The following is a 24,301-nucleotide window of genomic DNA, read 5'->3' as shown; positions in this document are numbered from 1 at the left end:
CGAGGCGAACCGCCCCGCCCCCTAGGCCCTCTCCTCAGGCCTCGGCTTCGGCTTCCTCGACGAACCGGTAGCCGACGCCGCGGACCGTCTGGATGTGCTTGGCGAACTCGCCGAGCTTCTCGCGGAGGTTCTTGATGTGCGCGTCGACCGTCCTCTCGGTGACCATCATGGCGTCCTTCCAGATCGTCTCCAGGAGCTGCTGGCGCGTGAACGCCTTGCGCGGGTGGCGGACGAGGTAGCGGAGGAGCTCGAACTCGGTCAGCGTCAGGCCGAGGTCGTCGCCGTCGAGCGTGGCCCGGTACTCGTCCTCGTAGATCGTGAGGCCGGCGACCGAGAGCGTCTTGCTCTCCTCGGTGCCCGTCCGGCGGAGGACCGCCCGGATGTTGGCGAGGACGACCTGCGGGCTGACCGGCTTCGTGAGGTACTGGTCGGCGTTGGCGAGGCCCTCGAGCTGGTCGGTCTCCTCCGTCTTCGCCGTGAGCATGATGATCGGGATCTTCTCCGTCTCGACGCGGCCGCGGAGCCGCTTGGCGATCTCGAACCCGCTCATGCCGGGGAGCATCACGTCGAGCACGATGGCGTCGACGTCGGGGCTCGCCTTCGAGAGGGCCTCGTCGGCGTCGTGGGCGGTGAGGACGTTGTAGCCCTCCTCACGGAGGAAGTGGGAGATGATCTCGACGACGTCCTCTTCGTCGTCGACGACGAGGATGGTGATCTCCTGGGGAGTGGAGGTAGCCATGGGGCGAGGGTTGGGTGATCGGGTGAGGGGAACCCTCAAACCGAGGGCGCTCTGCGATATACACGGCGGGCGCGCTCGGGTTCTGCCCCGCCTTCACACAACCCGATCCCGGGTCCGCATCCGGCATCCTCCGCCCGTGTCACCCGTCGGAGACGATGCGAGGCACGCGACGGGTGAGGCCCGTCGTCAACTCGTAGGGGATGGTCCCAGCAGCCGCCGCGGTCTGTTCGGCCGACGGCCCGCCCCGCCCGAACAGGACCGACTCGTCCCCGCGGCGGACCTCACGGCCCGCCCCGTCGGGGTCGCCGAGGGACACCATCGTCATGTCCATGCACACGCGCCCGACGATGGGATACCGCGCGCCGCGGATGCCGACCGCGCCCCGGTTGGAGAGCGCGCGGGGGATTCCGTCGGCGTACCCGACGGCCAGCGTGGCAATGACCGTCGGCCGCTCGGCCGTCCACGTCCGCCCGTAGCTGACCGACTCCCCCGGCGGCACAGTCTGGAGGTGGACGACGCGGGAGACGAGACGCATCGCCGGCCGGAGGTCGACCGTATCGGGCGTCATCGCGCGGTCGGAGTCGAGCCCGTAGAGCACGCCGCCGAGGCGGACCAGCGCGGGCCGCGACGTGAGCGGCGGGAGCCGGACGTGCGCCGGCCCGTTCGCCACGTGGACGAGCGGCGGGGCGTCGGCGCCGAGGTCCCGGAGCACGCCGTCGAACCGGCGGACCTGCTCGAGCGCGAAGCCGGGGTCGTCGGCGTCGGCCGTGGCGAGATGGGTCCAGACGGCCACCACCTCCACGCCCGCCTCGGTGAGCCGGCGGACCGTGCCGGCGGCCTCCTCCGGGGGCACGCCGAGGCGGTGCATCCCAGTGTCGACTTTGACGTGGACCGGCACGAACGGCGCGCGCCCGATCACGGCGTCCGCGACCTCGACGGACGACACGACGGCGTCCAGGCCCAAGGCCTCGTAGGCCGGCAGGTAGTCGGGCAGCGGCGCTGCGAGCACGAGGATCCGCGTCTGGACGCCGGCCTCGCGAAGTTCGGCGGCCTCGGGGACCGTCGCCACGGCCAGCCACCCGACGCCCTCCTCGATCAGCACCCGTGAGACGGGGACCGCCCCGTGCCCGTATCCGTCGGCTTTAACGACGCCCATGATCTCGCCCCGCCCCGCCAGCTGGCGGACGTTGTGGCGGATGGCGGAGAGGTCGACCTCGGCGCGGAGGGCGACGGCTCGTTCGGGACTCACAGCGGTCGGTGGAAGGTGGCGCGTGGAAGGTGCCTCTGTCCGTCACGGACTGCCAGCCCGGAGCGCCGCGCTCTCGCTCCCGTCGCGGTCTTCACGGCCGCGTCACCACCGGATCGGCTCCGCCCGCCTCGGCGCCGAGGCGGAACGACCCGGCCCGGACCGTCGCCGATGGGCCGCCTCAGATCCCGCTCGCGATGAGGAGCTCGATGTCCCGGTGCGGCATGTTGAACATGGCCGCGAGGCTCTTCTTGGTGAGGTGCCGGCGGTAGACGTAGGCGCCCGTGCGGAGGCTCACGTTCGACCACAGCGCGTCGTTGATGCTCCCGGCCTCGCCGATATCGAGGAGGTACGGCGTGAGCGCATTCGAGAGCGCGAACGTGCCCGTCCGCGCGACGGCGCTGGGGAGGTTCGGGAGACAGTGGTGGACGACGCCGTGGCACACGAACGTCGGGTCCGAGGGCGTCGTCGGTCGGCTCGTCTCGACGCACCCGCCCTGGTCGATGACAAGGTCGACCACGACGGAGCCGGGCCGCATGGTGGCCACCATCTCCTCGGTCACCACGACAGGCGAGCGCTGGCCCATCGACATGGCCGCGCCGATCACGACGTCGGCCGTCTTGACGGCGCTCTCGACGTAGGTCGGGTTGGCCATGGCCGTCGTCACGCGGCGGTCGAGGACGTGCTCGATGGCCCGGAGCGCCGTGAGGTCCGTGTCGAGGACGATCGTGTGGGCCCCGAACCCGATGGCCGTCCGCGCCGCCCACTCGCCGATGACGCCGGCCCCGAGGATCACGACCGTCGCCGGAGGGACGCCGGAGATCCCGCCGAGCATCACGCCGCGCCCGCCCTCCGACGACTCCAGGAGCCGGGCCGCGGTCTGGACTGCCATCGACCCCGAGATCTCGTGCATCATCCGGACGATCGGGAGCGTCCCGTCCGAGTCGGCGATGAACTCGAAGCCGATGCCGGTGACCTTGAGGTCCATCAGCCGGCGGAGCGTCTCGGCCTCGAGGCCGCCGAGGTGGAGGGCCGAGATCAGGACCTGCCGCTCGCGCATGAGGTCGAGTTCGTCGGCCCGCGGGGGGAAGACCTTCGCGATGAGGTCGCTCTCGCCGTAGACCTGCGCCGCGGAGTCGACCACGTCGCACCCGGCGTCGGCGTACTCGGAATCCTTGAACTGGGCCTCGGCCCCGGCCCCGGCCTCGATCCGGACCTCGTGGCCCGTCGAGACGAGGAGCGCGGCGGCGTAGGGCGAGAGCGCGACGCGGCGCTCCGCGTTGCCGGACTCGCTCGGCACGCCGATGCGGAGGCGCTGCTGGCGCTCGCCGAGCTGCGACGGCTTCTCCAGCGGCATCAGCGACGACTCGACCTTCAGGCCTTGGATGGCAGGGATCTCCATCCTGCAAGCTACACCGGAGGGCGGGCCATCCCCCAGTACCGGTGTGCCCCCGGCACCCGGCGCTCGCCGACGACCTCGAACCCGTGCCGTCGGTAGTACGGGAGGTTCGACGGCGTCGACGTTTCGAGGTAGACCGCGCGGCGGTTCACGTCGGCCTCCTCGAAGAGCGGGGCCATGAGGGCCTCGCCGAGGCCGGTCCCCTGCGCCTCGGGGTCGACGCCGAGAAGCAGGAGGTACCAGTGGCCGGGTGGGGCCGCCTCGGCACGGAGCGCGTCGATGGTGTCGGCCAGCCGCTTGAGGCGGAGCGACGCCGCGACGCCGAACCGCGAGACGAACCGGAGTGCGCCGGCCCGTACCGCGGCAGGGACCGTGATGCCGTTCCCGGGGGCGATCCACACCGACTGGCCGGCCCCGCTCTCGGCCACGTAGACGCGCCCGCCACCGAAGCCGAGCCGGGGCACCAGCACGCCGTAGTACCAACGCAGCCCCTCGTCGCGCGTCTCGGGGTCGGGCCACAGGAACGTGCTGGCGGAGTCGTCGGCGAACGCCGCGCGCATGGCCTCCCCGAGGCGGGCGGGGTCGTACGACGTGACGGTCGCGCGGCGGACGCGGGACTCCATGGCGGGCAGTCGGTGAGGACCGGGGACGCGCGGCGGCCGGGCGGGATCCGAGCGCGCGTCCCGGTGAAGGTCGGCGCGCTCATGTCAGACCATCCCCCATATCCGGGCGCGGGGGACCAGGCTGGGCCCGCTCGCGTCACTGCACCCGTCGCCCGCGCCGACTCCCATGCCGACCGTCCACCCCGTCACTGCCGCCCTCGCCGTGCTGCTCCTTCCCGCCGCGCTCCTCCTGGCCGGGCAGGCCGACGGCGGGCCCGAGCCCTCGCCCGACCTCACGCCGGCCGAGGTCGTCCGCATCCAGGTCGAGGCGCTCCAACGCAACGACGACCCGTCTCCCGACGCCGGCATCGAGACGGCCTTCCGGTTCGCGTCGCCGGCCAACCAGGTGGCGACGGGGCCCCTCGACCGGTTCGCCGCGATGGTCAAAGGGCCCGTCTACGGCGACATGCTCGACTTCGCGCGGGCCGACTTCGGGCGGATCGCGGTCGAGGACGACCGGGCCGCCCAGCGTGTGACGCTGACGCACGACGACGGCCGCCGGGCGGTCTACGTGTTCATCCTCTCGCGCCAGGACGGCGGCTTGTTCGACGGCTGCTGGATGACGGACGGCGTCACGCGCCGCCCGCTGCCGGAGGCCACGACCACGCGGATCTAGCCGAGCCAGCGCGCCAGCAGCACGCCGCCGGCCACCGACACGTTGAGCGACTCGACGCCCCGCGCGCCCTCCGCGCCGGGGATGTGGACCAGGCCGCCGCCCGAGTGCCGGAGCCGCTCGGCGACTGCGTCGGACAGTCCGTGCGCCTCGCTCCCCATGACGAGCGCGGCCGAGCGTCCCGGCGCCCACTCGGTAACGGACGTGCCGCCGAGGTCGGCGCCCCACAGCGCGACGCCGTCGCCGGCGAGTCGGTCGAGGCTGGCCCCGAGGTCGGGCACCCGGACCAACGCCACGTCCCAAATCCCACCCATCGAGGCACGGACCGCTTTGGGGTTTTCGAAGTCGGCCGTGTCCTCGTCGCCGACGACCGTGCTGACGCCGAACCACGCGGCCGTCCGTACGAGGGCGCCGACGTTGCCGGGGTCCTGTACGCCGTCGAGCAAGAGGACGGGCGCGTCGACCGGGCCCGCGCCGTCGCCGACGACGGACCGCGACACGGCGAGGACGCCCTGCGACGTGCGCGCATCGCCGACCCGGTCGAGATCGCGCGCCGCGACCGTGTGGACGACCGCGCCCGTCCGCTCCAGAAGTGCCGCGACGCGGTGGTCCCCGGCCGCCTCGGCCGTGACGAGGACCGCCTCGACCGGCGCCCCCGCGTCGACGGCCGCCTCGACCGACCGGACGCCCTCGACCAGAAACCGCCCCTGCTGGCGGCGGCCTTTCGAGCGCGAGAGCTGAGCGAGGTCTTTGAGCTGCTGGCGGGTCACGGGACGCGTCGGTGAAGGCTGGAAGGTGGGCCCACCGGGGCCCCTTCGCCAACTCCGGTGGGAGTCGAGATGCGCCATTTCCGGGCCCCGAAGCCCTCCGATCCATGAACGCCTCGCGGAGATGGAACGGAGCGGCGTGCCCACCGATAGGCGGGGTAGTTTCCTGTTCCGCCTGTTCGGAAGCGCTTCCGCGCTCTACCTTCCGGGCGCCCTCCCCCCGCCCTCCCCCGGTCCGCCGGGACGCCATGCCCGCCACCCCGTTCAAGCGCGACGTCGAGACGCGCGCGATCTACCAAGAGCCCGCCCCGCCCGTCGACAAGGAGAACCCGTTCCAGTCGATGATGGAGCGGTTCGACGTCGCCGCCGACCTCCTCAAGCTCGACCCCGGCCTCTACGACGTCCTCCGTTCGCCCACTCGGATCCACATCACGAGCATCCCGGTCGTGATGGACGACGGCCGGCTCAAGGTGTTCGAGGGCTACCGCGTGATCCACTCCGAGGTGCTCGGGCCGTCGAAGGGCGGCATCCGGTTCGCGCCCGACGTCCACGTCGACGAGGTCAAGGCGCTGGCCGCGTGGATGACGTGGAAGTGCGCCGTCGTCGGCGTCCCGTTCGGTGGGGCCAAGGGCGGCGTCTGCTGCGATCCGTCCGAGATGTCGGCCGGCGAAATCGAGCGGCTCACGCGGCGCTACACGGCCAACCTCCTCGACGTGTTCGGGCCGGACAAGGACATCCCGGCGCCCGACATGAACACGAACGAGCAGGTCATGGCGTGGCTGCTCGACACGTACTCGATGCACGCCCGCCGCACCGAGACGGCCGTCGTGACCGGCAAGCCGCTCCTCATCGGCGGCTCCGAGGGCCGGCGCGAGGCGACCGGCCGCGGCGTCATGACGACGACGCTCGGCGCGATGGACCGCCTCGGGATGCGCCCGGGCCAGGCCACGGTCGCCGTCCAGGGCTTCGGCAACGTCGGGTCGGTGGCGGCCCAGCTCCTCCGCGAGCAGGGCTGCACGATCGTCGCCGTCAGCGACGTCTCCGGCGGGTACTACAACCCGAAGGGGATCGACGTCGACGCGGCCATCGAGTACGCCGCCGAGCACGGCCGGTCGCTCGCCGGCTTCGACGGCGCCGAGACGATCTCGAACGAGGAGCTCCTCACCCTCGACGTCGACGTGCTGGCGCCGTGCGCCAAGGAGAACCAGATCACGGCCAAGAACGCGGCCGACGTCAAGGCCAAGATCGTGGCCGAGGGCGCCAACGGCCCCACGACGCCGAACGCCGACGAGATCCTCCAGCAGAACGGCGTCCTCGTCATCCCGGACATCCTCGCCAACGCGGGCGGCGTGACCGTCTCGTACTTCGAGTGGGTCCAGGACCGCCAGGGCTACTTCTGGACGAAGGACCGCGTGAACCGCCGGCTCGACCGGATGATGCGCGCCGCCTTCGACCGCGTCTACGACGCCGCCGAGCGCTACGACACGTCCATGCGGATCGGTGCGTACGTGATCGCCATCGAGAAGGTGGCCGGCGCGCTGAAGATGCGGGGGATCTACGCCTAGGGCGTAGGACGTAGAGCGTGGGGCCCGTTGTCCGGTCCCACGCTCTCCCCATCGTGTCCGTGCTCCCCACCCTCTGGCGTCTTCCGCGTCTGGCGCTCGTCGGGCTCGTTCGACTGTACCAGGGGGCCATCTCGCCGTGGCTCCCGGCGTCGTGCCGCTACACCCCGACGTGCTCGGAATACGCGGTCCAAGCGCTCCGCGAGTACGGCGCCGTCCGGGGCACGATCCTCGCCGCGTGGCGCATCCTCCGGTGCAACCCGTGGGGCGGCCACGGACACGACCCGCCGCGCTGGTTCGGGGAGAACGCAGGAACGGACGGTGCCGGCCCGGGGTGAGAGCGGCCCCACGCTCACCCCCGCATGTCCGCCGACCTCCACCGTACGCTCGCCCGCGACACGCCCGTCGCCTGCGCCGTCGTCACCGCCTCCGACTCCCGCACCGAGGCCGACGACACGAGCGGGAAGCTCCTCTGCGACGGGGTCCGCGAGGCCGGCCACACGCTCGAGTTCTACCGGATCGTGCCCGACGACGGCGAGGCCATCCGGGCCGTCCTGCTCCACCTCGCCGGCCGCGTCGAGGCCGTCATCACCACGGGCGGGACCGGCATCGGGCGCCGCGACCGGACCATCGAGGTCGCCGACCGGCTGATCCAGAAGCCCCTGCCCGGCTTCGGCGAGCTGTTCCGGATGCTGTCGTACGACGAGATCGGCGCCGCGGCGATGCTCTCGCGGGCGACGGCTGGGCTCTACGGACCCGAGGACGGCGACCCCGAGACGCTCCTGTTCTGCTGCCCCGGTTCGACGGCCGCCGTCGACCTCGCGCTCCACCGGCTCATCTTGCCCGACCTCCAGCACCTCGTGTGGGAGGCCGTCCGCCAGCCGGCCGCGAAGCCGCCGCCGCGCCCCCAGTTCCCCGTCGAGCCCGCCGGCTCCGGCCTCTAGTCCGACTCGGCCCACGTCGGGCGACTCCCCGAGGCGGACCGGCGGGGCGCGACTCTGAATCACCGGGGCTAGTTCCGGCGCGTCGGGCGGTTGACGCGGTTGGCGAGCGCCTCGTCGGCCTTGTCGGTCTGGGGGAGGTCGTCGCGGGAGGCCTCTCCGTACCAGCACGCTAGCGCGAGCGCGAGCGCCACGTCTTCGTGGTCGCCGAGGTCGACCTCCCCGCCGGTCGCGGACGCGATGCGGGCCTGCGGCTCACGGGCATCCACGGCGGCAGCGCTCGCCTCGTTGGCCGTGATCGGGGCCTTGATGACCTCCGTCGACGTGTTGGCGGCCGAGCCGGACTGCTCGACGACGACGGCGTCCGGGCCGTCGGTCCCGTCGTCGTCGAGGTCGCCCTCGGCGTCGCGGTCGGAATCCGGCGCGGCGGCCTCGAGGTCGGCGGAGGCGTACATCGCCTCGATGGCTTCGGAGGCCGCATCGAGCGAGCCTGGAGCGTCGATGGCGCCGTCGCGGTAGAGCCGCTCGAACGTGTCGACGAGGACCTGCGCCGGAACGTCGTGGGCGTCCGAATCGCCGGAGCCGACGTGGACGGCGACGGCGCTCGGGCCGATCTCGTGGAACGCGTCGGCGACGGCCTGGCCGCCCGACGTCACGAGCGTCGTCTGCCCGGCATACTGCTTCTCGCTCCCGATCGCGTCGAGGACGGCGCGGAGCGGGTCGTCACCGGTGACGCGGCGGAGGTCGCGGACGGCGTAGGTCGGGGCCGAGCCGTCGCCGAGGACCTCGACGATGGCGTAGGCACGGGGGGCGCCGTCGGTGGCGTGGACGGCGCAGAGGAAGCGGGCCATGAGTGGGGGACGGGAGAAAGAGGGGCCGATCTCAACGGGCCGCCACCGCCCCCCGTTCCTCCCTCGCCCCCTCCCACCTCGACGCCGAGGCGGACCACCTCGGGCAAACCGACGCGCCTCGGCACGGCGTCGCGTTCGACTCCTCCCTAATCCTCCTGTGCCGGGTCGTGCCTCGCCCGATCCCCTACACCCAGTCCTCGCCCAGCGACGACACGTGGACCATGTTCGTGAGCCCCATGGCCGGCAGCGGGAGCCCGGCCGTGATGACGATCCGCGTGCCGGGCTCGTAGTCGCCCCGCTCGAGGAGCTGCTGGTGGACCGTCCGGACGCCGTCGTCGGTGTGCTCCTGGAACCCGATGGCGATGGGCTCGACGCCCCACGTCAGGGCGATCCGGCCGAGCGCCGCCTCGTCGTCGGTGAAGGCGTAGATCGGGACGCCGGGCCGGTGGCTGGCGATCGCTCGGGCCGTCGAGCCCGAGTGGGTCAGGCAGCAGATGGCCTCCGCGCGGGTCTCGTCGGCCAGCCGGACGGCCGTGTACGAGACGGCGTCGGAGACGGGCTGCGCGGCGTCGGAGACCGCCTCCATGGCCTGTCGCCCGCCGAGCACGCGCCGGTTGGCCTCAGCCTGACGAACGATCTCGTCCATGATCCGGACGGCCTCGACGGGGTACTTCCCGGCCGCCGTCTCGCCCGAGAGCATGACCGCGTCGGACCCGTCGAGCACGGCGTTCGCGACGTCGGTCGCCTCGGCCCGCGTCGGGCGCGGGTTCTCGATCATCGACTCGAGCATCTGGGTCGCCGTGATGACCGGCTTGGCCGCCTCGAGGCAGGCCCGGATGAGCTGTTTCTGGACGATCGGGACCTCCTGCATCGGGATCTCGATGCCGAGGTCGCCGCGGGCCACCATCACGCCGGCCGTCGCCGCGAGGATCGCCTCGAAGTCGTCGACGGCCTCGGGCTTCTCGATCTTCGAGATCACCGGGATGTCCTTGCCAGCGGCCCGGATGCGCCGGTTGATGTCCTCGACGTCGGACCCCGAGCGGACGAACGACAGGGCGATAAAGTCGACGTCGTGGTCGAGCCCGAAGGCGAGGTCCGCGAGGTCTTTGTCGGTGAGCGACGGCCGGGCCGTCTTGAGCTTCGGCAGGTTGACGCCCTTCCGGCTCCGCAGCGGCCCGCCCACCACGACCTCGGTGTGGACGTCGTTGCCGTCGACGCGGGTCACGACGAGCTCGAGGTGGCCGTCGTCGAGGAGGATCCGATTGCCCTCGGAGACCTCCTCGGCGAGCGCGTCGTAGCTCACGTAGCACCGCTCGGCGGTCCCCTCGTCCATCCGCTCGCTCGTGAGCACGAGCGGCGCGCCCTTGTGGATGAGCACGCCGCCGTCCTTGACCTTGCCGAGCCGGATCTTCGGCCCCTGGAGGTCCTGGAGGATCGGGACCACGCGCCCCGCCGCCTTCGCCTCCTCGCGGACGATCTCCATCATCTCGCGGTGATCGTCGTGCGAGCCGTGCGAGAAGTTGAGTCGGGCCACGTCCATCCCGGCCCCGATGAGCGCGCGGACGCCCTCGCGGGAGGCGACGGCCGGGCCGAGCGTGCAGACGATCTTCGTACGACGGGGCGTGGGCCGGGGCATGGGTCGGGCTGAGAGGACGGGCAGAAGGGGACGCCGCGACGTGTGCGGCGGGTCCAACCTACGCCTCGCCCCGCGCGACCTGCGCGGCGGGCCCGCTAAATCTCATCGGCACGGCTGACACGGCGGGGTGCCCCCCGCTCACTCGCCGAGGATCCGGATGGCGCCGCCCTTCCCCTCCTGCTCGACGCGGACGGAGCCCGTCCCGTCCCCCGTGCGGAGGCCCGAGTACACCGTCGGCGCGGGCTCGGCGGGCATCGGCACGGGCGTCCCCGTCACGGCCGAGGCCGCGGGGGCCTCCGGAGCCGGGGAAGCCGCTGCAACGCCGTCCATCATCGCCTCGGTGACTCCGGCCTGTGCCAGCGCGCACGGCACGGTCGCCTCCATCGCCGCCTCGGCGACGGCGCGGATCTCGTCCGGCGCGGAGGCGAGGTCGGCGGAGGAGTACTCGATGCTCCGGTCGAGGTCGGCGGCCGGGATGCCGCGGGCGATCGTCCGCTCGGCGACGCAGCCGCAGAGTTGGCCGGCGTCGATCCCCTCAACCTGCTGGACGTCGGGCGACGCGGCGCAGGCCTGGACGAACCGCTGCTGGGCGGAGGCGGGCGCCGCAACGGCGGCGAGGGCGACGAGAAGGCCGAGGAGGCGCATGGCGGTGCGAGGAGTTCCGCCGGGGTATCGGCCGGCGGGGACGCGGCCTCAACTCCGCCCGCCTCGGTCGTCCGGGCCGAACCGCTCGGACCGACGCCGCGCCGAGGCGGACGCTGTCGCTCGCCCTACCCCGCCGTGACGCCCATCGACCGGCTCGTCCAGTCGTAGGCGAAGCGGGCCAGCTCGGCGCCGCTCCGGAGCCCCAGCTTCCGTTTGACGTTGGCGCGGTAGCTCTCGATGGTCTTGACCGAGAGGTTGAGCTCCCCCGCGATCTCACGCGTCGACATCCCGCCACCGATGAGGCGAACGACCTCGGCCTCGCGATCGGACAACTGCTCGGCGGGCGGGCGGCTCTCTTCGGGGCCCTCGACGGCCCGGCGCACGAGTTCGTCGGCGAGGGCCGGGCTGAGGTAGAGGTCCCCGGACAGGATCCGCCGGATGGCCGGGATGATCTCGCTCGGGTCGCCCTGCTTCATGACGTAGCCCTGGGCCCCGTTGCGGAGCACCCGCTCGGCGTAGAACCGCTCCTGGTGCATCGACAGGACGAGGACGGGCAGGTCGTCGCGGCGCGCGCGGATCTGGCCGATCACGTCGAGGCCCGACCCCTGCTTGAGCCCGATGTCGAGCACGACGAAGTCGACCTCCTCCGAGTCGATCACCCCCAGCGCCTCGTCGGCCGTGGCGGCCTCGGCGACGATCTCGAGGTCGGGCTCGCGCTCGACGAGCCGCTCGAGCCCCTGGCGGACGATGGGGTGATCGTCGACGATGAGGATGCGGACGCGAGCGCCGTTCGTCGGGGCGGAATCCATGGCGAGCAGGAGAAGCGGGGGAAAAGGGTACCACAGCTTCGAGGCGGAGCCGCAGCCATCCGCGCCGAAAGTGCGTGAGGGTTTCCCCCAAGGGCGGTCCGTGAGGTGCCGTCGAAGTCCCCGCCGAGGCAGGTCAGAGGGTGCCCTGTGACAGGTCGGCGTCGCTGGCTTTCGGTATCTTCGCCGAGATCCCCCCGCCCCTGTTTTCGCCCCATGGCTGAGATCCCCGACAGCGCCTCGCGCATCATCCCGATCAACATCGAGGAGGAGATGAAGTCCTCCTACATCGACTACTCGATGTCGGTGATCGTGAGCCGGGCGCTGCCCGACGTCCGCGATGGGCTCAAGCCGGTCCAGCGGCGCGTGCTCTACGGCATGCAGGAGCTGGGGCTGGCCGCCGGTCGGGCCCACAAGAAGTCGGCGCGCATCGTCGGCGAGGTCCTCGGCAAGTACCACCCGCACGGCGACCAGTCGGTCTACGACGCGCTCGTCCGGATGGCCCAGGACTTCAACGTCCGCGGGCCGCTCGTCGACGGGCAGGGCAACTTCGGCTCGATCGACGGCGACTCGGCGGCGGCCATGCGCTACACCGAGGCCCGCCTGACGCGGCTCTCGGAGGAACTGCTCCGCGACCTCGACAAGGAGACCGTCGACTACACGCCCAACTTCGACGGGTCGCTGAACGAGCCGTCGGTCCTGCCGGCGGCGCTCCCGAACCTCCTCCTGAACGGGGCCTCCGGCATCGCGGTCGGGATGGCGACGAACATCCCGCCGCACAACCTCGGCGAGCTCGTCGACGGGATCGTGGCGTACATCGAGGACCCGGAGGTCGAGCTCGACGTGCTCATGGAGCACATCCCGGCCCCCGACTTCCCGACGGGCGGCGTGATCTACGGCGTCGGCGGCGTGCGCGAGGCGTACCGGACGGGCCGCGGGCGCGTGGTGATGCGCGCCAAGATGCACGAGGAGGAGATCAAGCGCCGCGGCGGCGACGGCGTCGGGCGCGAGGCGCTCGTGGTGACCGAGATCCCGTACCAGGTCAACAAGTCGACACTAATCGAGAAGATCGCCCACGCCGTCCGCGACAAGAAGGTCGACGGCATCGCCGACCTCCGCGACGAGTCGGACCGCGACGGGATGCGGATCGTGATGGAGCTCCGCCGTGACGCGGTCCCGGAGGTCACGAAGAACCAGCTGTTCAAGTACACCCAGCTCCAGCAGACCTTCGGCATGAACATGATCGCCCTGGTGGGCGGTCGGCCGAAGACGCTGGGGCTGAAGGACATGATTCGGCACTACGTCGATCATCGTCACGAGATCGTCGTCCGGCGGACGGAGTTCGAGCTCCGCAAGGCCGAGGAGCGGGCGCACATCCTGGAGGGCCTGACGATCGCGCTCGACCACCTCGACGCGGTCATCTCGATCATCCGCCACTCCGCCGACACCGACGCGGCCAAGGTCAACCTCATGCGGGGCGTCTACCCGCAGCGGCTCTCGGCCGAGCAGCGCGACCGCCTCGGGCTGCCGGAGCGGTCGCCGGTGGAGATCACCGGCGAGCGCGAGGCGACGGGCTACGCGCTCTCGCGGGAGGACTTCACGCCGCAGCCGTGGCTCAGCTCGGCCCAGGCCGACGCCATCCTCGCCCTCCGCCTCAGCCGCCTCACCGGGCTGGAGCGCGACAAGATCGCCGCCGAGTACCGCGACATCCTCCAAGAGGTCGAGCGGCTCCAGGCCATCCTCGCCTCCCGCGACCTCCGCATGCAGATCATCGCGGACGAGCTCCGCGAGGTCGCCGAGAAGTACGCCGACCCGCGACGGACGGAGATCGACATCATGGGCGGCGGGGACATCGACCTCGAGGACCTCATCGAGGACGAGCACGTCGTGGTGACGATCACGAACCAGGGCCTCATCAAGCGGACGGCCATCGACGAGTACCGGTCGCAGAACCGCGGCGGGACCGGGCACCGCGGGACGGGGACGCGCGACGAGGACTTCGTGGAACACCTGTTCACGGCCGGCGCCCACGACTACCTCCTCTTCTTTACCGACCACGGCCAGTGCTACTGGCTCCGGGTCTACAACGTGCCGGAGGGCTCGCGGACGGCGAAGGGCCGCTCGATCCGGAACCTCATCCAGATCGACGCCGAGGACCGCGTCCGCGCCGTCATCGCGCTCAAGAAGGAGGACTTCCGCGACGACGACTTCCTCGAGAACCACTTCGTCACGATGGCGACGAAGCAGGGGCTCGTCAAGAAGACGGCGCTCAGCGCGTTCAAGCGGCCGCTCGTGACCGGCATCATCGCGATCGACATCGTCGACGGCGACCAGCTCATCGAGGCGCACCTCACGGATGGCGGCACGGAGATCCTCCTGGGGTCGTCAGAGGGCCAGGCCATCCGGTTCCACGAGTCGGACGTCCGGTCGATGGGCCGGAAGAGCCGCGGCGTGCGCGGCATGAAGCTCCCCGACGGCGAGCAGATCGTCGGGATGATCGCCGTGCGCCGCGACGGCGCCCAGGTGCTGACGATCTCGCAGAACGGCTTCGGCAAGCGGACGCCGGTCGAGACGCTGAAAGAAGGCGGCGAGGACGGCGAGACGAACTCGAACTACACGTTCCGCCTCCAGAGCCGCGGCGGCAAGGGCGTCCTCGCGCAGAAGACGACGGCGAAGACGGGCCCCCTCGTGGCGCTCAAGAGCGTGCTCGACGACGACCAGCTGATGATCGCGACGGAGGCCGGCATCATGATCCGGATGGCCGTCTCGGACATCTCGACGTACGGCCGCAACACGCAGGGCGTCCGCATCCTCCGGCTCAAGGACCACGACGCGATCGCCGACGTGGCCCGCGTGGTGATCGAGGACGAGGAGGACGTCGCGATCCTCGCGACCGACGGCGACGCGGTCCCCACCGAAGCCGCGGACGACGCGCCCGAGGCGGACGAGTAGGCCCGCCTCGGCGCCGAGGCGGGCCGGGTCAGGCGCTCCCGTCGACCTCGCCCCGTTCGCGAGCGGCGGCCTCGCGGACGCGCTCGACGGCCCGGGCCTCGATCAGCCCCAGCTCGGCGGCGGCCTCGGCGGCCTCGGCCGTGGTCTCGATCCTGCGCATCGGGACGCCGCGGGCCTCAACGTCGCGGGCGATCCGGTCGACCTCCCGCGTCCGCGCCGGGTCGCCCACGTCCCGGATGAACACGGCCCGGACGCGGCCCGGGTACCGGGCGACGGCCTGCTGGTAGATCTCGGCGTCCTCCTGCCCGCTGTCGCCAACGAGGACGGCGGGAAGGTCGGGGTAGAAGCTCAGCACCTCGCGGATCCGGGCGAGCTTGTGGTCGAGGTGGCCGGACTTGATGAACACCCCGGGGTCGACGCCGAAGTTCTTGAGGTACACGGCGCCCGGCGGCACGTCGCGGTGCTCCAGCGTCCCGACGAACTGGCGGTACAGGTTCCACGGCGACGACGACAGGTAGACGACGGGGTTCGTCGCCACGCCGCCCTCCTCCCCCAGCGCCCGGTACCACGCGCCGACACCGGGGAAGACCTCGCGCGTGGTGGCGTTGTTGAGCATCACCACGCGCGCGAACCGGATCTTGTCGGTGGCGCCGGTCCGCACGACGGTGTCGTCGAGGTCGGAGACGAGGACGAACCGGGCGCCGGGAGGCGGCACCTGGAAACGGTGGACCACCTCGGGCGCAGGGCGGTCGGCCTCGGCGGGCTCGAGGAGGCGGACGACGGCCTCCCGCCAGAGGGGACCGTCGGGGAGATCGGCGGCGAGGTCGAGGTCGTAGAACCCGTCGTCGTCCGTCGTCACCTCGACGGTCCGGCGGCCGAGGGTGACGGCCAGCCGGGCGTGGGGCACCTCGTCGCTGAGGAACCGGCGGGCGTTCAGACGGACGCTCTCCCACCGGGTCAGCGCTCCTTCGTGGTCGACCTCCTCGTCGTCGAGGACGCGGCCGAGCAGGCGGACGCGGTCGGGCCTGCCGAGGCCGTGGTACGGGAGGACGTGGAGGTCGTCCCAGAGTCCGAAGCGGCGGCGGATGCGAGAGACGGAATGGTCGACGGCACGCTCGGCGGCGACGAGCGCGGAGAGGAACGGGTTCGGCACGAGACGGCAGGGCGGGCCGGGGCCTACGCGCGGCCGTGCGGGGCCGGTCCCACCTCCAGCGAGGACGGGCGGCCTCGGCTCGCAAGCTCCGCCCCCCCGGCGAGACGCCGAGGCGGACGACCCCAGGAGCGGGAGCGACAGGTGGAACGTCGTCCCCTTCCCGAGGCCGGGGCACTCGGCCCACAGCTGACCGCGGTGGTGGACGATCCCCCAGCGAGCCAGCGATGTGGCCGAGGGGTCGAGGGCGCGGCGCCGTCGACCCACCGGAGGACCGCGTCGGGGTCGTTGGGATTCCGTCGCGAGAGACCGAGAGCGTCGATGACGTGGGCGTCCGTTCCTCCCGACGCCCTTCCCTCGCCGTCTTCGACCCGCTCCGATTCCGTGCACGGCAGGGCGAGTTTGCCGTGCCTGTCCAACGTTGCACGCAGGCGCCCCCCCTTTTCTGCCTGCGAGACTCCCCGCGAGAGCCCGAACTAGGCGGCGGCCAGCGGGAGCCGGGCGTGGAACGTGGCGCCGCGGCCGGGCCCTGGGCTCTCCGCCCAGAGCCGCCCCCCGTGCTGGAGCACGACCGCGCGGGCGACCGTCAGCCCGACGCCGAGCCCCTCGTGGTCGCGGTGGTCGGGGTCCGAGACCTGGACGTACGCCTCGAAGACCCGCTCGAGGTCGCGGGTGTCAAGGCCACGCCCCTCGTCGGCGACGGCGACACGGACCTCGGCGTGGGCCACCTCGGCGCCGAGGCGGACGGGGCCGTCGGGGGCCGAGAACTGCACGGCGTTGCGGAGGAGGTTGCGGAACGCGAGCCGGAGTCGGCGGCCGTCGCCCTCCACGAGGAGCGGTCCGGGCGGGAGGGCGATCTCGGCGTGCGGCGCCCACTCGGCGGCGGCGTCCCGCAGGACGCCCGCCAGGGACGTCAGCGCGCCGGGGTGGACGCCCGTCCTCGCGCGGAGCTCGGCCATCACGTCGATGGTCTCGACGACGTCCATCATCCGGTCGCCGGCCTTGACGACGGCGGCGGCGAACCCGTGGAGGTCGCCGCGGACCTCCTCGGCGAGGATCGCCCCGAAGCCCTGGACCGCCGTGATCGGCGTCCGGAGCTCGTGGGAGGCGATGGCCATGAAGTCGGTCTTGAGCCGGTCGAGCTCGGAAAGCCGGTCGTGGGCCCGGCGGAGCGCCGCCTCGTGGCGCGCGTTCCGGATCGCGACGGCCGCCTGAGACGCGACGATGAGGAGGGCCTCGGCGTCGGCCCGGTCGAACGCCTCGCGGCGGGGATTCAGCGCCTGGAGCACGCCGACGGGACTCCCGTCGATCCGCATCGGGACGCCGACCAGCGAGCGCGTGGCGAAGCCGGTGCGCCGGTCGGTCGCCTTGTGGTGGCGGGCATCGGCGTCGGTGTCGGCGGCGTAGAGGATCCGGTTCTCTCGGAACGTCGTGCCGGCCAAGCTGCCGAGAAGCGGGACCTCGGTTCCGACGAGCGTCGACCCGGCGACCCCCGTCGCGGCCTCGAACCGGAGCGCACCCGTGACCTCGTCGAACAGGAGGATCGAGGCGGCCTCGCAGTCGAGGACGTCGGTCGTCGTCTGGGCGATGTAGTCGAGCAGCCGGGACGTGTCGCCGTAGGCGTTGAGCGCGACGCTGACGTCGAGGAGGCGGCGGAGCCGGGCGAGGGTCGTCTCGGGCGACTCGGCTGGCCGGCCGAGCGGGGTGGTCTCTGTGAGGACCATCGGGGGTCGAGTGGGCGCGCGAGGGGTATCGGCCCCCACGGGCGCGACATCAAGCGCGGGCCGGCCCCGCCCGCCTCGGCGCCGAGGTGGAGGCGGTCAGCCGGCGAGCGCCTTGCGGCGGCGCTTGAAGCCGACGGCCGCGCTCGTGTAGCCGCCGCCGGCCCCATCCACGAAGTGGACCTGCTGGCCCATCCGCCGGTAGACGAGGCACGTGAGGACGGCGCGGTCGGAGACGTGGAGGCCGTACGCCAGCCGGCCTTCCTCGTACAGTCGGTCGAGAGCGGCCTCGAGCCGCGCTCGCTCCTCGGGCCCGCCCGCAAGAACCATCCGCAGGACGCCATCGAACTTGCGGTAGTCGGTCGAGGCGCGGAACAGCTTGGGATACCGCTCCCAGTCGGTCTCGGACGTCTCGATGCCGAACCGAATGAGGACGCGGCCGATCACGTTGAGCGCCCACAGCGTCGCGCGCCGGCGGAGCGGCCGGTCGGGGTGCCGAAGGCGGACCTCGGGGCCGAACTTGGCCGGTGTCGTCGCCAGCCGGAGCCGGTCGAGCGCGACGGGGTGCGCCGAGTCGGCGCCGTAGACCTCGCCGATGAGGCCGAGCACCTCGCGGTACGTCACGTCACGGTCATCGCTGACGGCCTCGATGAGGAGGGAGACGGTCTCGCCTCGCGGGCTCTTGACGTCCTGCCACCGGCACTCGAGCCCCTCGTACGGGTCCCCGTCGCTCTCCCGCGGCGAGGCCCGGCTCGCCCACCGATCGGACGTCGAGGGGTCCTTGACCTGGTCCTCCGCCCACCCCAGGCCGGTCCCGCGGAAGAGCGCCTGCGCGTAGTTCTCCGACGCTTGGTACCGGGCGACGGCCACCTCGTGCCCCGCTGCGCGGACCGCGTGGAGGGGCACCGTCCCGACGCGGAGACCAAGGTTGAGGCGGTCGCGGGCGTGCTCCTGGAGGGCGGCCAGCGCGGCGAGCCCGGCGCCGACGTGCTCGGGCGGGACCACGAGCGTCGCGCCGTCGCCGCCGAACACGAACGGGAGGTCGGCCCGGCCGGCAGCGTTGAGGACGGCCGCGATCGACGCCGCCCCGACGTAGTTGACCTCGCGGTAGCGGCCGGCCCGGACGGCCTCGGTCGACCCGACGACGTCGGTCAGCACGACGGACCAGTCAGCGGGGAGCGGGGTGTATGCCGCGTCTTCGACGAGTTGCTCGAAGCGATCGACAGGGAGGAGGCGGGCGTAGAAGTCTGTGGACATCTCCGGCCGAACGCGGGCCCACGGTGGCGAGTGCCCGACGGACCTCCCCGTCGGTCGCGTCCTACGCCTCGCGGTGTACGGCGTCCGGCGAGAAGGCGGGGGTGCAGATGGCCCAGTACTCGCACTCGTCCGCCTCCGACGGATTCAGATACCGGATCCGCTCGCCCGCCTCGCAGAGGACCGTCTCGCCCGCCTCGACATCCAGGTGGCCACCGTCGTACTCGACGCGCATCGTCCCGCGGACGACGATCGTGACCTCGTCGAACGCAGGCGCTTGGGCCGGCTCTTGCCATCCCGGCGGCGCGATCATGTGGGCGACCGAGAGGCTCGAGGTCCCGGTGTTCACCCGGCCGACGTGTTCCTTGATGGTCTTGTCGCCGGGAACGGGGATGCGGGTGGGGGCGGTGACGTGTCGGGGCATGAGGGGGCGGTGAAGGGGGGAGCGGAGGTTACCGGCGGCACCATTGTTGCGGTTACCCGAAGCGATTGACTGCTCCAGTCGGCCCGTTCGACAGATGCCTCCGACAGATGGGGCGGTTTCGTCGACGCTCCGCAACTCGAAGGGCGTCTTTACGAATGTCCCCCTGTCCCCGTTCACCAGCCGCCGCACGTCATGGTTCTTGCGCTTCAACTCGCGGTGCCGGCGGCTCTCCTCGCGCTCCTACTCTTGGCCGCCCGCCCCGAGCGGTCCCGCACGCGGAGCTGACCGACGAGCGCCCCGGTCGCGACGCCCCAGTCGTCCCCCCAGCGCCCCGCCCGGCCTCGGCCCGGCGGGGCGCTCCGTGTTCGGGCCCCGCGCAGTCGGTGCGCACCCCCGCGCACCGAGCGTGCGTCGCCGCCCGTCGACGGGCTTCGCAGAGGCTCGACACCTCCGCGGTACGCTCACGTCCTCGAAGACGTTGACGCCACACCCACGGTCCCGCCCACCCCGGCGCCGAGGCGGGCCCACTCGCACCTATCTTCGACACCCCCCGACGTCGCATCCGTGCTTCGCTACCCGACCGCCCTCCTGCTGATCCTGGCCCTCGCCGGCTGCATGGACTCGGCGCCGCACGACAATCCGTTCGACCCGGAGTCCGAGCGCTACGAGGACGAGGGCGCGGTTCTTGGCTCCGTGGGGGGGATCTACCCATCGACGCCCGCGCGGGAGGGCGTTAGCGTGCGCGTCCGTCCCCTCGGCGGGGGGGGGATCGAGCGAATGACGGCGAGCAACGCGATGGGCGAGTTCATGATCGACCGCGTCCCGAAGGGGGAGTACGTGGTCATGGCTGAGGGGGAGGGGCTCCGCACCGAGACGGACACGGTCTCGGTGCGCGCCGGCCAGACGGCGAGGGTCGACTTCCGTCTCGACGCGCTCCCGGTGATCCTGACTCAGAACGCCCGGACGGTCCACATCGAGCAGTGGGTCCAGGAGTCGTCCCTGTTCCAGCTCGAGGTCGAGGCCATCGTGACCGACAGGGACCGCGCGACGGACGTGAACGGCGTCGAGCTCGTCGTCGACGACATCGGCTTCCGCATCGCGCTCACGCAGGTGGCCCCAGGGCATTACGAGGGCAAGTTCGACGCCGCGCAGCTGCCCGGCGGCCAGGTCCAGGCGTTCCTCGGCCGCCCGCTCCGCATCGAGGTCACGGACGTGAACGGCAACGTCGGCACCGGGGCACCGATGACGCTCGTCCGCGTCGTCGAGCAGACGCCGCTCACGGCCTCGCCCCAGGGGACGGAGACCATCTCCGACCCGTCGCCCACGCTCGTGTGGCGCCCGGCCCAGATCCCGTTCACGTTCACGTACCGCGTCGACCTCTACCAGGTCGACGGGGCCGGCATCCCGCGCCTCCTCGAGAGCGAGTCGGGGATCGACGCCTCGGTCACGAGCTACGACGTGACGCGGACGCTCGGCGAGGGCAACTACTACTGGACGGTCTGGATCGTCGACGCGGCCGGCAACCGGAGCCGGTCGAAGGAGGCCGGCTTCAGCGTCGTCCTGTAGTGGCCACGGAGGCCCCTCAGGACGCTCGGAGCGCCCTCGCGGCGCTCTCTGAGATCGCCGCCGCGCTGAACTCGGCGCGCGACCCGGCCGCCGTGCTCGACGCCGTGCTCGACGCGGCGCTCGACGCGCTCGGCGCCGAGCGCGGGTTCGTCCTCCTCGAGACGGATGGCGGCGACGCGCCCTTCGAGGTCCGCGCCAGCCGGAACTTCTCGGGCGAGGAGCTCGCCGGCGTCCGCCCGCTCTCGACGAGCGTGGTGCAGGAGGTCCTGCGGACGGGCGAGCCGGTCCTCGTCTACCAGGCCGAGGAGGACGAGCGGTACGGTGGGGTCGAGAGCGTCGTGCTCCAGCACATCCAGTCGATCGCGTGCGTCCCGCTCCGCCTCCGCGCGCGGCAGATCGGCGCCATCTACCTCGACGCGGTCAAGACACGGGGGCGATTCACCCGCGAGCACCTCCCGTTCCTCCGCGCCGTGGCCGACCAGGCCGCCATCGCCATCGAGGGCGCCCGCCGCGAGGCCGCGCTCCGCGAGGAGAACCGCCGCCTGCTCGCGGAGGCCCGCGAGCGCCACGGGTTCGACGAGATCGTCGGGACAAGCCCTGCGATGGAGGCGCTCTACGAGACGCTCCGCCGGGTGATCGACACCGACGCGACGGTGCTCATCGAGGGCGAGACAGGGACGGGCAAGGAGCTCGTCGCCCGCGCGCTCCACTACGAGGGGCCGCGCGCCGAGCAGCCATTCGTGGCCCTGTTCTGCGGCTCGCTCCCGGACGAGCTGCTGGAGTCGGAGCTGTTCGGCCACAAGAAGGGCGCGTTCACGGGCGCCGCGACCGACAAGAAGGGGCTTTTCGAGGCCGCCGACGGCGGGACCGTGTTCCTCGACGAGGTCGGCGACCTCAGCCCGAAGCTCCAGACGGCGCTGCTCCGGGTGTTGCAGACGGGAGAAGTCCGGCGCGTCGGCGACACGGCCACGCGGCGCGTCGACGTCCGCGTGGTCTCGGCGACGAACCGGCCGCTCGTCGACCTCGTCGAGGACGGCGACTTCCGGGAGGACCTGATGTACCGGCTCAACACGATCCGAATCGAGACGCCGCCGCTCCGCCAGCGCCGCGCCGACATCCCGCTCTTGGCGACGCACTTCCTCGACCGGTACGCCGTCGGGCCGCGCGAGCGGGTCGAGGGGTTCACGCAGGAGGCGCTCGACACGCTCCGGCGGTACCGCTGGCCCGGCAACGTGCGCGAGCTCGAGGGGACCGTCGAGCGGGCCGTCGTCCTTGCCCGCGGCGCACGTGTCGGGGTGGACGATCTCCGCCTGCCCGAAGCGGCCTCGGAGGACGTGGTCGACCTCGCGCCCGGCCTCACGATGAAGGAGATCGAGCGCCTCGCGGTCGAGCAGACGCTGGAGGCCCAGGACGGCAACGTCTCGGCGACGGCCCGGACGCTCGGCGTCTCGCGCCGGTGGATCCAGTACCGCCTCAAAGAGTGGGCGGCCGACGACGCCGGCGAGGAGGACGCCTAGCCCGGCCCGCCTCGGGCGGAGCGTCGACGAAGCCGATCCCCGGAGTGCCGGCACCAGTGCGCGCACGCGTACGTTTCGGTCGCCCCGCCCCCCCTGCCATCGTCACCGACGCCCCCGACGTCCGCCCGTTCGCCGAGATCGCCCGCGGTCCGGTGGCGACCGTGTACAAGGCGTTCGACAAGGCGTCCGGGTCGATGGTGCTCCTCAAGCGGCTCCACGCGGCTGACCCCGAGCGGCGGGCGCGGTTCGCCGAGGAGGCCCGCCTCGCGGCCGAGGTGGACCACCCCAACGTCGTCCGCGTGCTCCACGCCGGCGACGACCAGCTCGTGGCCGAGTGGGTCGAGGGCGAGGACCTCGCCGGCGTCGTCGCCCGCTGCGGCGCGCTGCCGCCCGAGTTGGCGGCGCTCGTGGCGCGGGAGGCGGCGCTCGGGCTGGACGCCGTCCACGCGGCCGGCGTGCTTCACCGCGACGTCTCGGCGCGGAACGTGATGGTCGGCACCGAGGGGGCGGTCAAGCTGACCGACTTCGGGCTCGCCTCGCTCGCCGACGCCCGGGACGACGAGGTCCGGGGGACGCTCGGGACGCTCGCGCCGGAGATCGTCCGCGGCGAGACGGCCGACGCGCGGTCCGACCTGTTCTCGCTCGGGGCCGTCCTCGTCCACGCGCTCAGCGGCCGCGCGCCGTTTGCGGGCGACGGCGCCTCCGACACGCTCGACGCGGTCCTTCACGACGATCCCACCGCCGCGCTCGCCGCCGACCCGCGCGTCCCGGACGCGCTCACGGGCGTCGCGGCGGCGCTGCTCGCCAAGGACCCGGCCGCCCGGCCGCCGAGCGCGGCCGACGCCGCCGACCGGCTCTCCGCGGCCCTCGACGCGCTCGGCACGCCCGACGGCGAGGCCCTCGCGGCGTTCCTCGCGGATCCCTCGGCCTACGAGCCGCCCGCCCGCCCTGCTCCCGCCCCACCTCCAGCCCACTCCCCCGACGAGCCCACCGAGGCGGCGCCGGTCGGCATGTCGCGCCGGCCCGCGCGCTCGTCCCGCCGGCGCCCGCGCTGGCCAGCGGCGCTGGCCGTCAGTGGCGTCGTCGCGTTCGTCGCCGCGGTGGTGCTGCTCAACCGTCCCGGCAGTGAGCCCGCGGCGGTCGCGGAGGAGCCGACGCCCGTCCCCGTCGAGATCGAGTCGGGGCCGCCCTCTCCCCTCTCGGCCGACGGCGAGCTCGTGACACCGGATGACGAGTTCTCGACCGCCGACGAGCCCCTCGACGACGCGTCGGTGCCCGACGCTCCACCCGCGGCCGACCCTGCGCGGACACCGAGTCCGCGGCCGAGCCCGACGCTTCCCGACGACGATCCGCCCGCAAGGTCCCAACCGACGCCGCCCGTGGCGTCGACCGACGAGCCGGACGTGCCCGCGCCGGCCCAGATGGGGACGCTCACCGTCTCGGCCCAACCGTGGGCGCGCGTCCGCCTCGGCGACCGCGACCTCGGGACGACGCCCGTCTCGGCCGTGTCGCTCCCGGCCGGCGAGCACGCGCTGACGCTGGTCAATCCCGAGTTCCCGCCCCAGACCGTCCGCGTTCGCATCGCGCCCGGCGAGCGGACGGCCGCCTCGGTGTCCCTGTGGGAGCGGGTCGGCCGGATCGACGTCGAGGTCTTCCCCTGGGCCGATGTCACGGTCGACGGCGAGCTGTGGGACACGGTCCCGCCGCAAGACAGGCCGCTCATCCTCGCGCCCGGCAGCCACACCCTCACGTTCACGAACCCGGCGTTCCCCGCCCCCATCGTTCGGACGATCCGCGTGGCCGCGGGCGAGCGGCGGACCATTCGCGTGCGCATGGATGAGGACTAGACG

21 protein-coding genes are annotated in these 24,301 nt (G+C 72.6%); 8 read left to right on the top strand and 13 right to left on the bottom strand.

All coding sequences use genetic code 11. The features are described 5' to 3' along the window. Nucleotides 1–34: 34 nt before the first annotated feature. The 4 genes from BSZ37_RS09860 to BSZ37_RS09845 form a co-directional block, all read right to left on the bottom strand. Nucleotides 35–739 (bottom strand): winged helix-turn-helix domain-containing protein, encoded by a 705-nt coding sequence (locus tag BSZ37_RS09860; protein ID WP_095510392.1) that lies wholly within the window; start codon nt 737–739, stop codon nt 35–37. A gap of 139 nt (nt 740–878) precedes the next feature. Next, nucleotides 879–1,988, bottom strand: coding sequence for an alanine racemase (gene alr / locus BSZ37_RS09855; RefSeq protein WP_095510391.1), 1,110 nt, complete (start codon nt 1,986–1,988; stop codon nt 879–881). Nucleotides 1,989–2,166: 178 nt separating this feature from the next. Next, entirely contained in the window at nt 2,167–3,387 is a 1,221-nt protein-coding gene (locus tag BSZ37_RS09850; RefSeq protein WP_095510390.1) for an alanine dehydrogenase, read from the bottom strand. Nucleotides 3,388–3,395: 8 nt separating this feature from the next. After that, the gene (locus BSZ37_RS09845; RefSeq protein WP_095510389.1) at nt 3,396–4,007 is read right to left on the bottom strand and encodes a GNAT family N-acetyltransferase; all 612 of its coding nucleotides are present in this window, start codon (nt 4,005–4,007) and stop codon (nt 3,396–3,398) included. 166 nt (nt 4,008–4,173) lie between these two features. On the opposite strand from BSZ37_RS09845, the gene BSZ37_RS09840 reads away from it, so the two are divergent. Beyond that, nucleotides 4,174–4,662 (top strand): DUF4864 domain-containing protein, encoded by a 489-nt coding sequence (locus BSZ37_RS09840; RefSeq protein ID WP_095510388.1) that lies wholly within the window; start codon nt 4,174–4,176, stop codon nt 4,660–4,662. Here the strand turns inward: BSZ37_RS09840 and BSZ37_RS09835 are convergent. Beyond that, nucleotides 4,659–5,429, bottom strand: coding sequence for a TrmH family RNA methyltransferase (locus tag BSZ37_RS09835; protein WP_218830463.1), 771 nt, complete (start codon nt 5,427–5,429; stop codon nt 4,659–4,661). The two genes, BSZ37_RS09840 and BSZ37_RS09835, sit on opposite strands and share 4 nt — an antisense overlap. A gap of 245 nt (nt 5,430–5,674) precedes the next feature. Here BSZ37_RS09835 and BSZ37_RS09830 point away from each other — a divergent pair, with 245 nt between their 5' ends. From BSZ37_RS09830 to BSZ37_RS09820, 3 genes are read left to right on the top strand one after another with little or no spacing between them, the layout of a single operon-like run. Beyond that, nucleotides 5,675–6,991: a Glu/Leu/Phe/Val family dehydrogenase gene (locus BSZ37_RS09830; protein WP_095510386.1), complete on the top strand. Its 1,317-nt coding sequence runs from the start codon at nt 5,675–5,677 to the stop codon at nt 6,989–6,991. A gap of 59 nt (nt 6,992–7,050) precedes the next feature. After that, nucleotides 7,051–7,326, top strand: a complete 276-nt coding sequence (gene yidD / locus BSZ37_RS09825; RefSeq protein ID WP_245838622.1) for a membrane protein insertion efficiency factor YidD — start codon at nt 7,051–7,053, stop codon at nt 7,324–7,326. 24 nt (nt 7,327–7,350) lie between these two features. Beyond that, entirely contained in the window at nt 7,351–7,932 is a 582-nt protein-coding gene (locus tag BSZ37_RS09820; RefSeq protein ID WP_095510385.1) for a MogA/MoaB family molybdenum cofactor biosynthesis protein, read from the top strand. A gap of 68 nt (nt 7,933–8,000) precedes the next feature. On the opposite strand, the gene BSZ37_RS09815 is transcribed toward BSZ37_RS09820, so the two are convergent. The 4 genes from BSZ37_RS09815 to BSZ37_RS09800 all read right to left on the bottom strand — a co-directional run bounded on the left by BSZ37_RS09815 (nt 8,001) and on the right by BSZ37_RS09800 (nt 11,870). Next, nucleotides 8,001–8,780, bottom strand: a complete 780-nt coding sequence (locus BSZ37_RS09815) for a hypothetical protein (protein ID WP_095510384.1) — start codon at nt 8,778–8,780, stop codon at nt 8,001–8,003. 184 nt (nt 8,781–8,964) lie between these two features. Further along, on the bottom strand, nt 8,965–10,416 hold the full coding sequence (gene pyk, locus BSZ37_RS09810) for a pyruvate kinase (protein ID WP_095510383.1): 1,452 nt from the start codon (nt 10,414–10,416) through the stop codon (nt 8,965–8,967). Nucleotides 10,417–10,554: 138 nt separating this feature from the next. Then, entirely contained in the window at nt 10,555–11,061 is a 507-nt protein-coding gene (locus BSZ37_RS09805) for a hypothetical protein (protein ID WP_095510382.1), read from the bottom strand. Between the two features lie 125 nt (nt 11,062–11,186). Continuing rightward, nucleotides 11,187–11,870 (bottom strand): response regulator, encoded by a 684-nt coding sequence (locus BSZ37_RS09800; protein ID WP_095510381.1) that lies wholly within the window; start codon nt 11,868–11,870, stop codon nt 11,187–11,189. A gap of 222 nt (nt 11,871–12,092) precedes the next feature. Here BSZ37_RS09800 and gyrA point away from each other — a divergent pair, with 222 nt between their 5' ends. After that, a complete protein-coding gene (gene gyrA, locus BSZ37_RS09795; protein WP_425442615.1) occupies nt 12,093–14,819 on the top strand; it encodes a DNA gyrase subunit A in 2,727 nt (908 codons plus the stop codon). A 28-nt stretch (nt 14,820–14,847) separates the two neighbouring features. Here the strand turns inward: gyrA and BSZ37_RS09790 are convergent, their stop codons facing one another. The 4 genes from BSZ37_RS09790 to BSZ37_RS09775 form a co-directional block, all read right to left on the bottom strand. Next, nucleotides 14,848–15,972: an App1 family protein phosphatidate phosphatase gene (locus tag BSZ37_RS09790; RefSeq protein ID WP_095510379.1), complete on the bottom strand. Its 1,125-nt coding sequence runs from the start codon at nt 15,970–15,972 to the stop codon at nt 14,848–14,850. A gap of 473 nt (nt 15,973–16,445) precedes the next feature. Then, the gene (locus BSZ37_RS09785; protein ID WP_095510378.1) at nt 16,446–17,693 is read right to left on the bottom strand and encodes a GAF domain-containing sensor histidine kinase; all 1,248 of its coding nucleotides are present in this window, start codon (nt 17,691–17,693) and stop codon (nt 16,446–16,448) included. A gap of 96 nt (nt 17,694–17,789) precedes the next feature. Then, nucleotides 17,790–18,947, bottom strand: coding sequence for a DUF3095 domain-containing protein (locus BSZ37_RS09780; RefSeq protein WP_095510377.1), 1,158 nt, complete (start codon nt 18,945–18,947; stop codon nt 17,790–17,792). A gap of 61 nt (nt 18,948–19,008) precedes the next feature. Then, a complete protein-coding gene (locus BSZ37_RS09775; protein ID WP_095510376.1) occupies nt 19,009–19,368 on the bottom strand; it encodes a cupin domain-containing protein in 360 nt (119 codons plus the stop codon). 564 nt (nt 19,369–19,932) lie between these two features. On the opposite strand from BSZ37_RS09775, the gene BSZ37_RS09770 reads away from it, so the two are divergent. Genes BSZ37_RS09770 through BSZ37_RS09760 form a run of 3 tightly spaced genes read left to right on the top strand, consistent with a single transcriptional unit; the run spans nt 19,933 to nt 24,298 of the window. After that, the gene (locus BSZ37_RS09770; RefSeq protein WP_095510375.1) at nt 19,933–20,934 is read left to right on the top strand and encodes a carboxypeptidase-like regulatory domain-containing protein; all 1,002 of its coding nucleotides are present in this window, start codon (nt 19,933–19,935) and stop codon (nt 20,932–20,934) included. Further along, on the top strand, nt 20,934–22,451 hold the full coding sequence (locus tag BSZ37_RS09765) for a sigma-54 interaction domain-containing protein (protein WP_095510374.1): 1,518 nt from the start codon (nt 20,934–20,936) through the stop codon (nt 22,449–22,451). The genes BSZ37_RS09770 and BSZ37_RS09765 overlap by 1 nt, the downstream gene beginning before the upstream one ends. A gap of 56 nt (nt 22,452–22,507) precedes the next feature. Beyond that, entirely contained in the window at nt 22,508–24,298 is a 1,791-nt protein-coding gene (locus tag BSZ37_RS09760) for a serine/threonine-protein kinase (RefSeq protein ID WP_179299556.1), read from the top strand. The last annotated feature ends 3 nt before the right edge of the window (nt 24,299–24,301 follow it).

It is taken from the genome of Rubrivirga marina (genome assembly GCF_002283365.1).
Lineage (GTDB): Bacteria > Bacteroidota > Rhodothermia > Rhodothermales > Rubricoccaceae > Rubrivirga > Rubrivirga marina.
This window is presented reverse-complemented; position numbering and strand designations above follow the sequence as displayed.

Excerpts from the sequence above, each read along its gene's own strand:
- BSZ37_RS09860 (WP_095510392.1), bottom strand. The coding sequence starts at position 739 with ATGGCTACCTCCACTCCCCAGGAGATCACCATCCTCGTCGTCGACGAC.
- BSZ37_RS09850 (WP_095510390.1), bottom strand. The coding sequence starts at position 3,387 with ATGGAGATCCCTGCCATCCAAGGCCTGAAGGTCGAGTCGTCGCTGATG.
- BSZ37_RS09845 (WP_095510389.1), bottom strand. The coding sequence starts at position 4,007 with ATGGAGTCCCGCGTCCGCCGCGCGACCGTCACGTCGTACGACCCCGCC.
- BSZ37_RS09840 (WP_095510388.1), top strand. The coding sequence starts at position 4,174 with ATGCCGACCGTCCACCCCGTCACTGCCGCCCTCGCCGTGCTGCTCCTT.
- BSZ37_RS09830 (WP_095510386.1), top strand. The coding sequence starts at position 5,675 with ATGCCCGCCACCCCGTTCAAGCGCGACGTCGAGACGCGCGCGATCTAC.
- BSZ37_RS09820 (WP_095510385.1), top strand. The coding sequence starts at position 7,351 with ATGTCCGCCGACCTCCACCGTACGCTCGCCCGCGACACGCCCGTCGCC.
- BSZ37_RS09815 (WP_095510384.1), bottom strand. The coding sequence starts at position 8,780 with ATGGCCCGCTTCCTCTGCGCCGTCCACGCCACCGACGGCGCCCCCCGT.
- pyk (WP_095510383.1), bottom strand. The coding sequence starts at position 10,416 with ATGCCCCGGCCCACGCCCCGTCGTACGAAGATCGTCTGCACGCTCGGC.
- BSZ37_RS09805 (WP_095510382.1), bottom strand. The coding sequence starts at position 11,061 with ATGCGCCTCCTCGGCCTTCTCGTCGCCCTCGCCGCCGTTGCGGCGCCC.
- BSZ37_RS09800 (WP_095510381.1), bottom strand. The coding sequence starts at position 11,870 with ATGGATTCCGCCCCGACGAACGGCGCTCGCGTCCGCATCCTCATCGTC.
- BSZ37_RS09785 (WP_095510378.1), bottom strand. The coding sequence starts at position 17,693 with ATGGTCCTCACAGAGACCACCCCGCTCGGCCGGCCAGCCGAGTCGCCC.
- BSZ37_RS09780 (WP_095510377.1), bottom strand. The coding sequence starts at position 18,947 with ATGTCCACAGACTTCTACGCCCGCCTCCTCCCTGTCGATCGCTTCGAG.
- BSZ37_RS09775 (WP_095510376.1), bottom strand. The coding sequence starts at position 19,368 with ATGCCCCGACACGTCACCGCCCCCACCCGCATCCCCGTTCCCGGCGAC.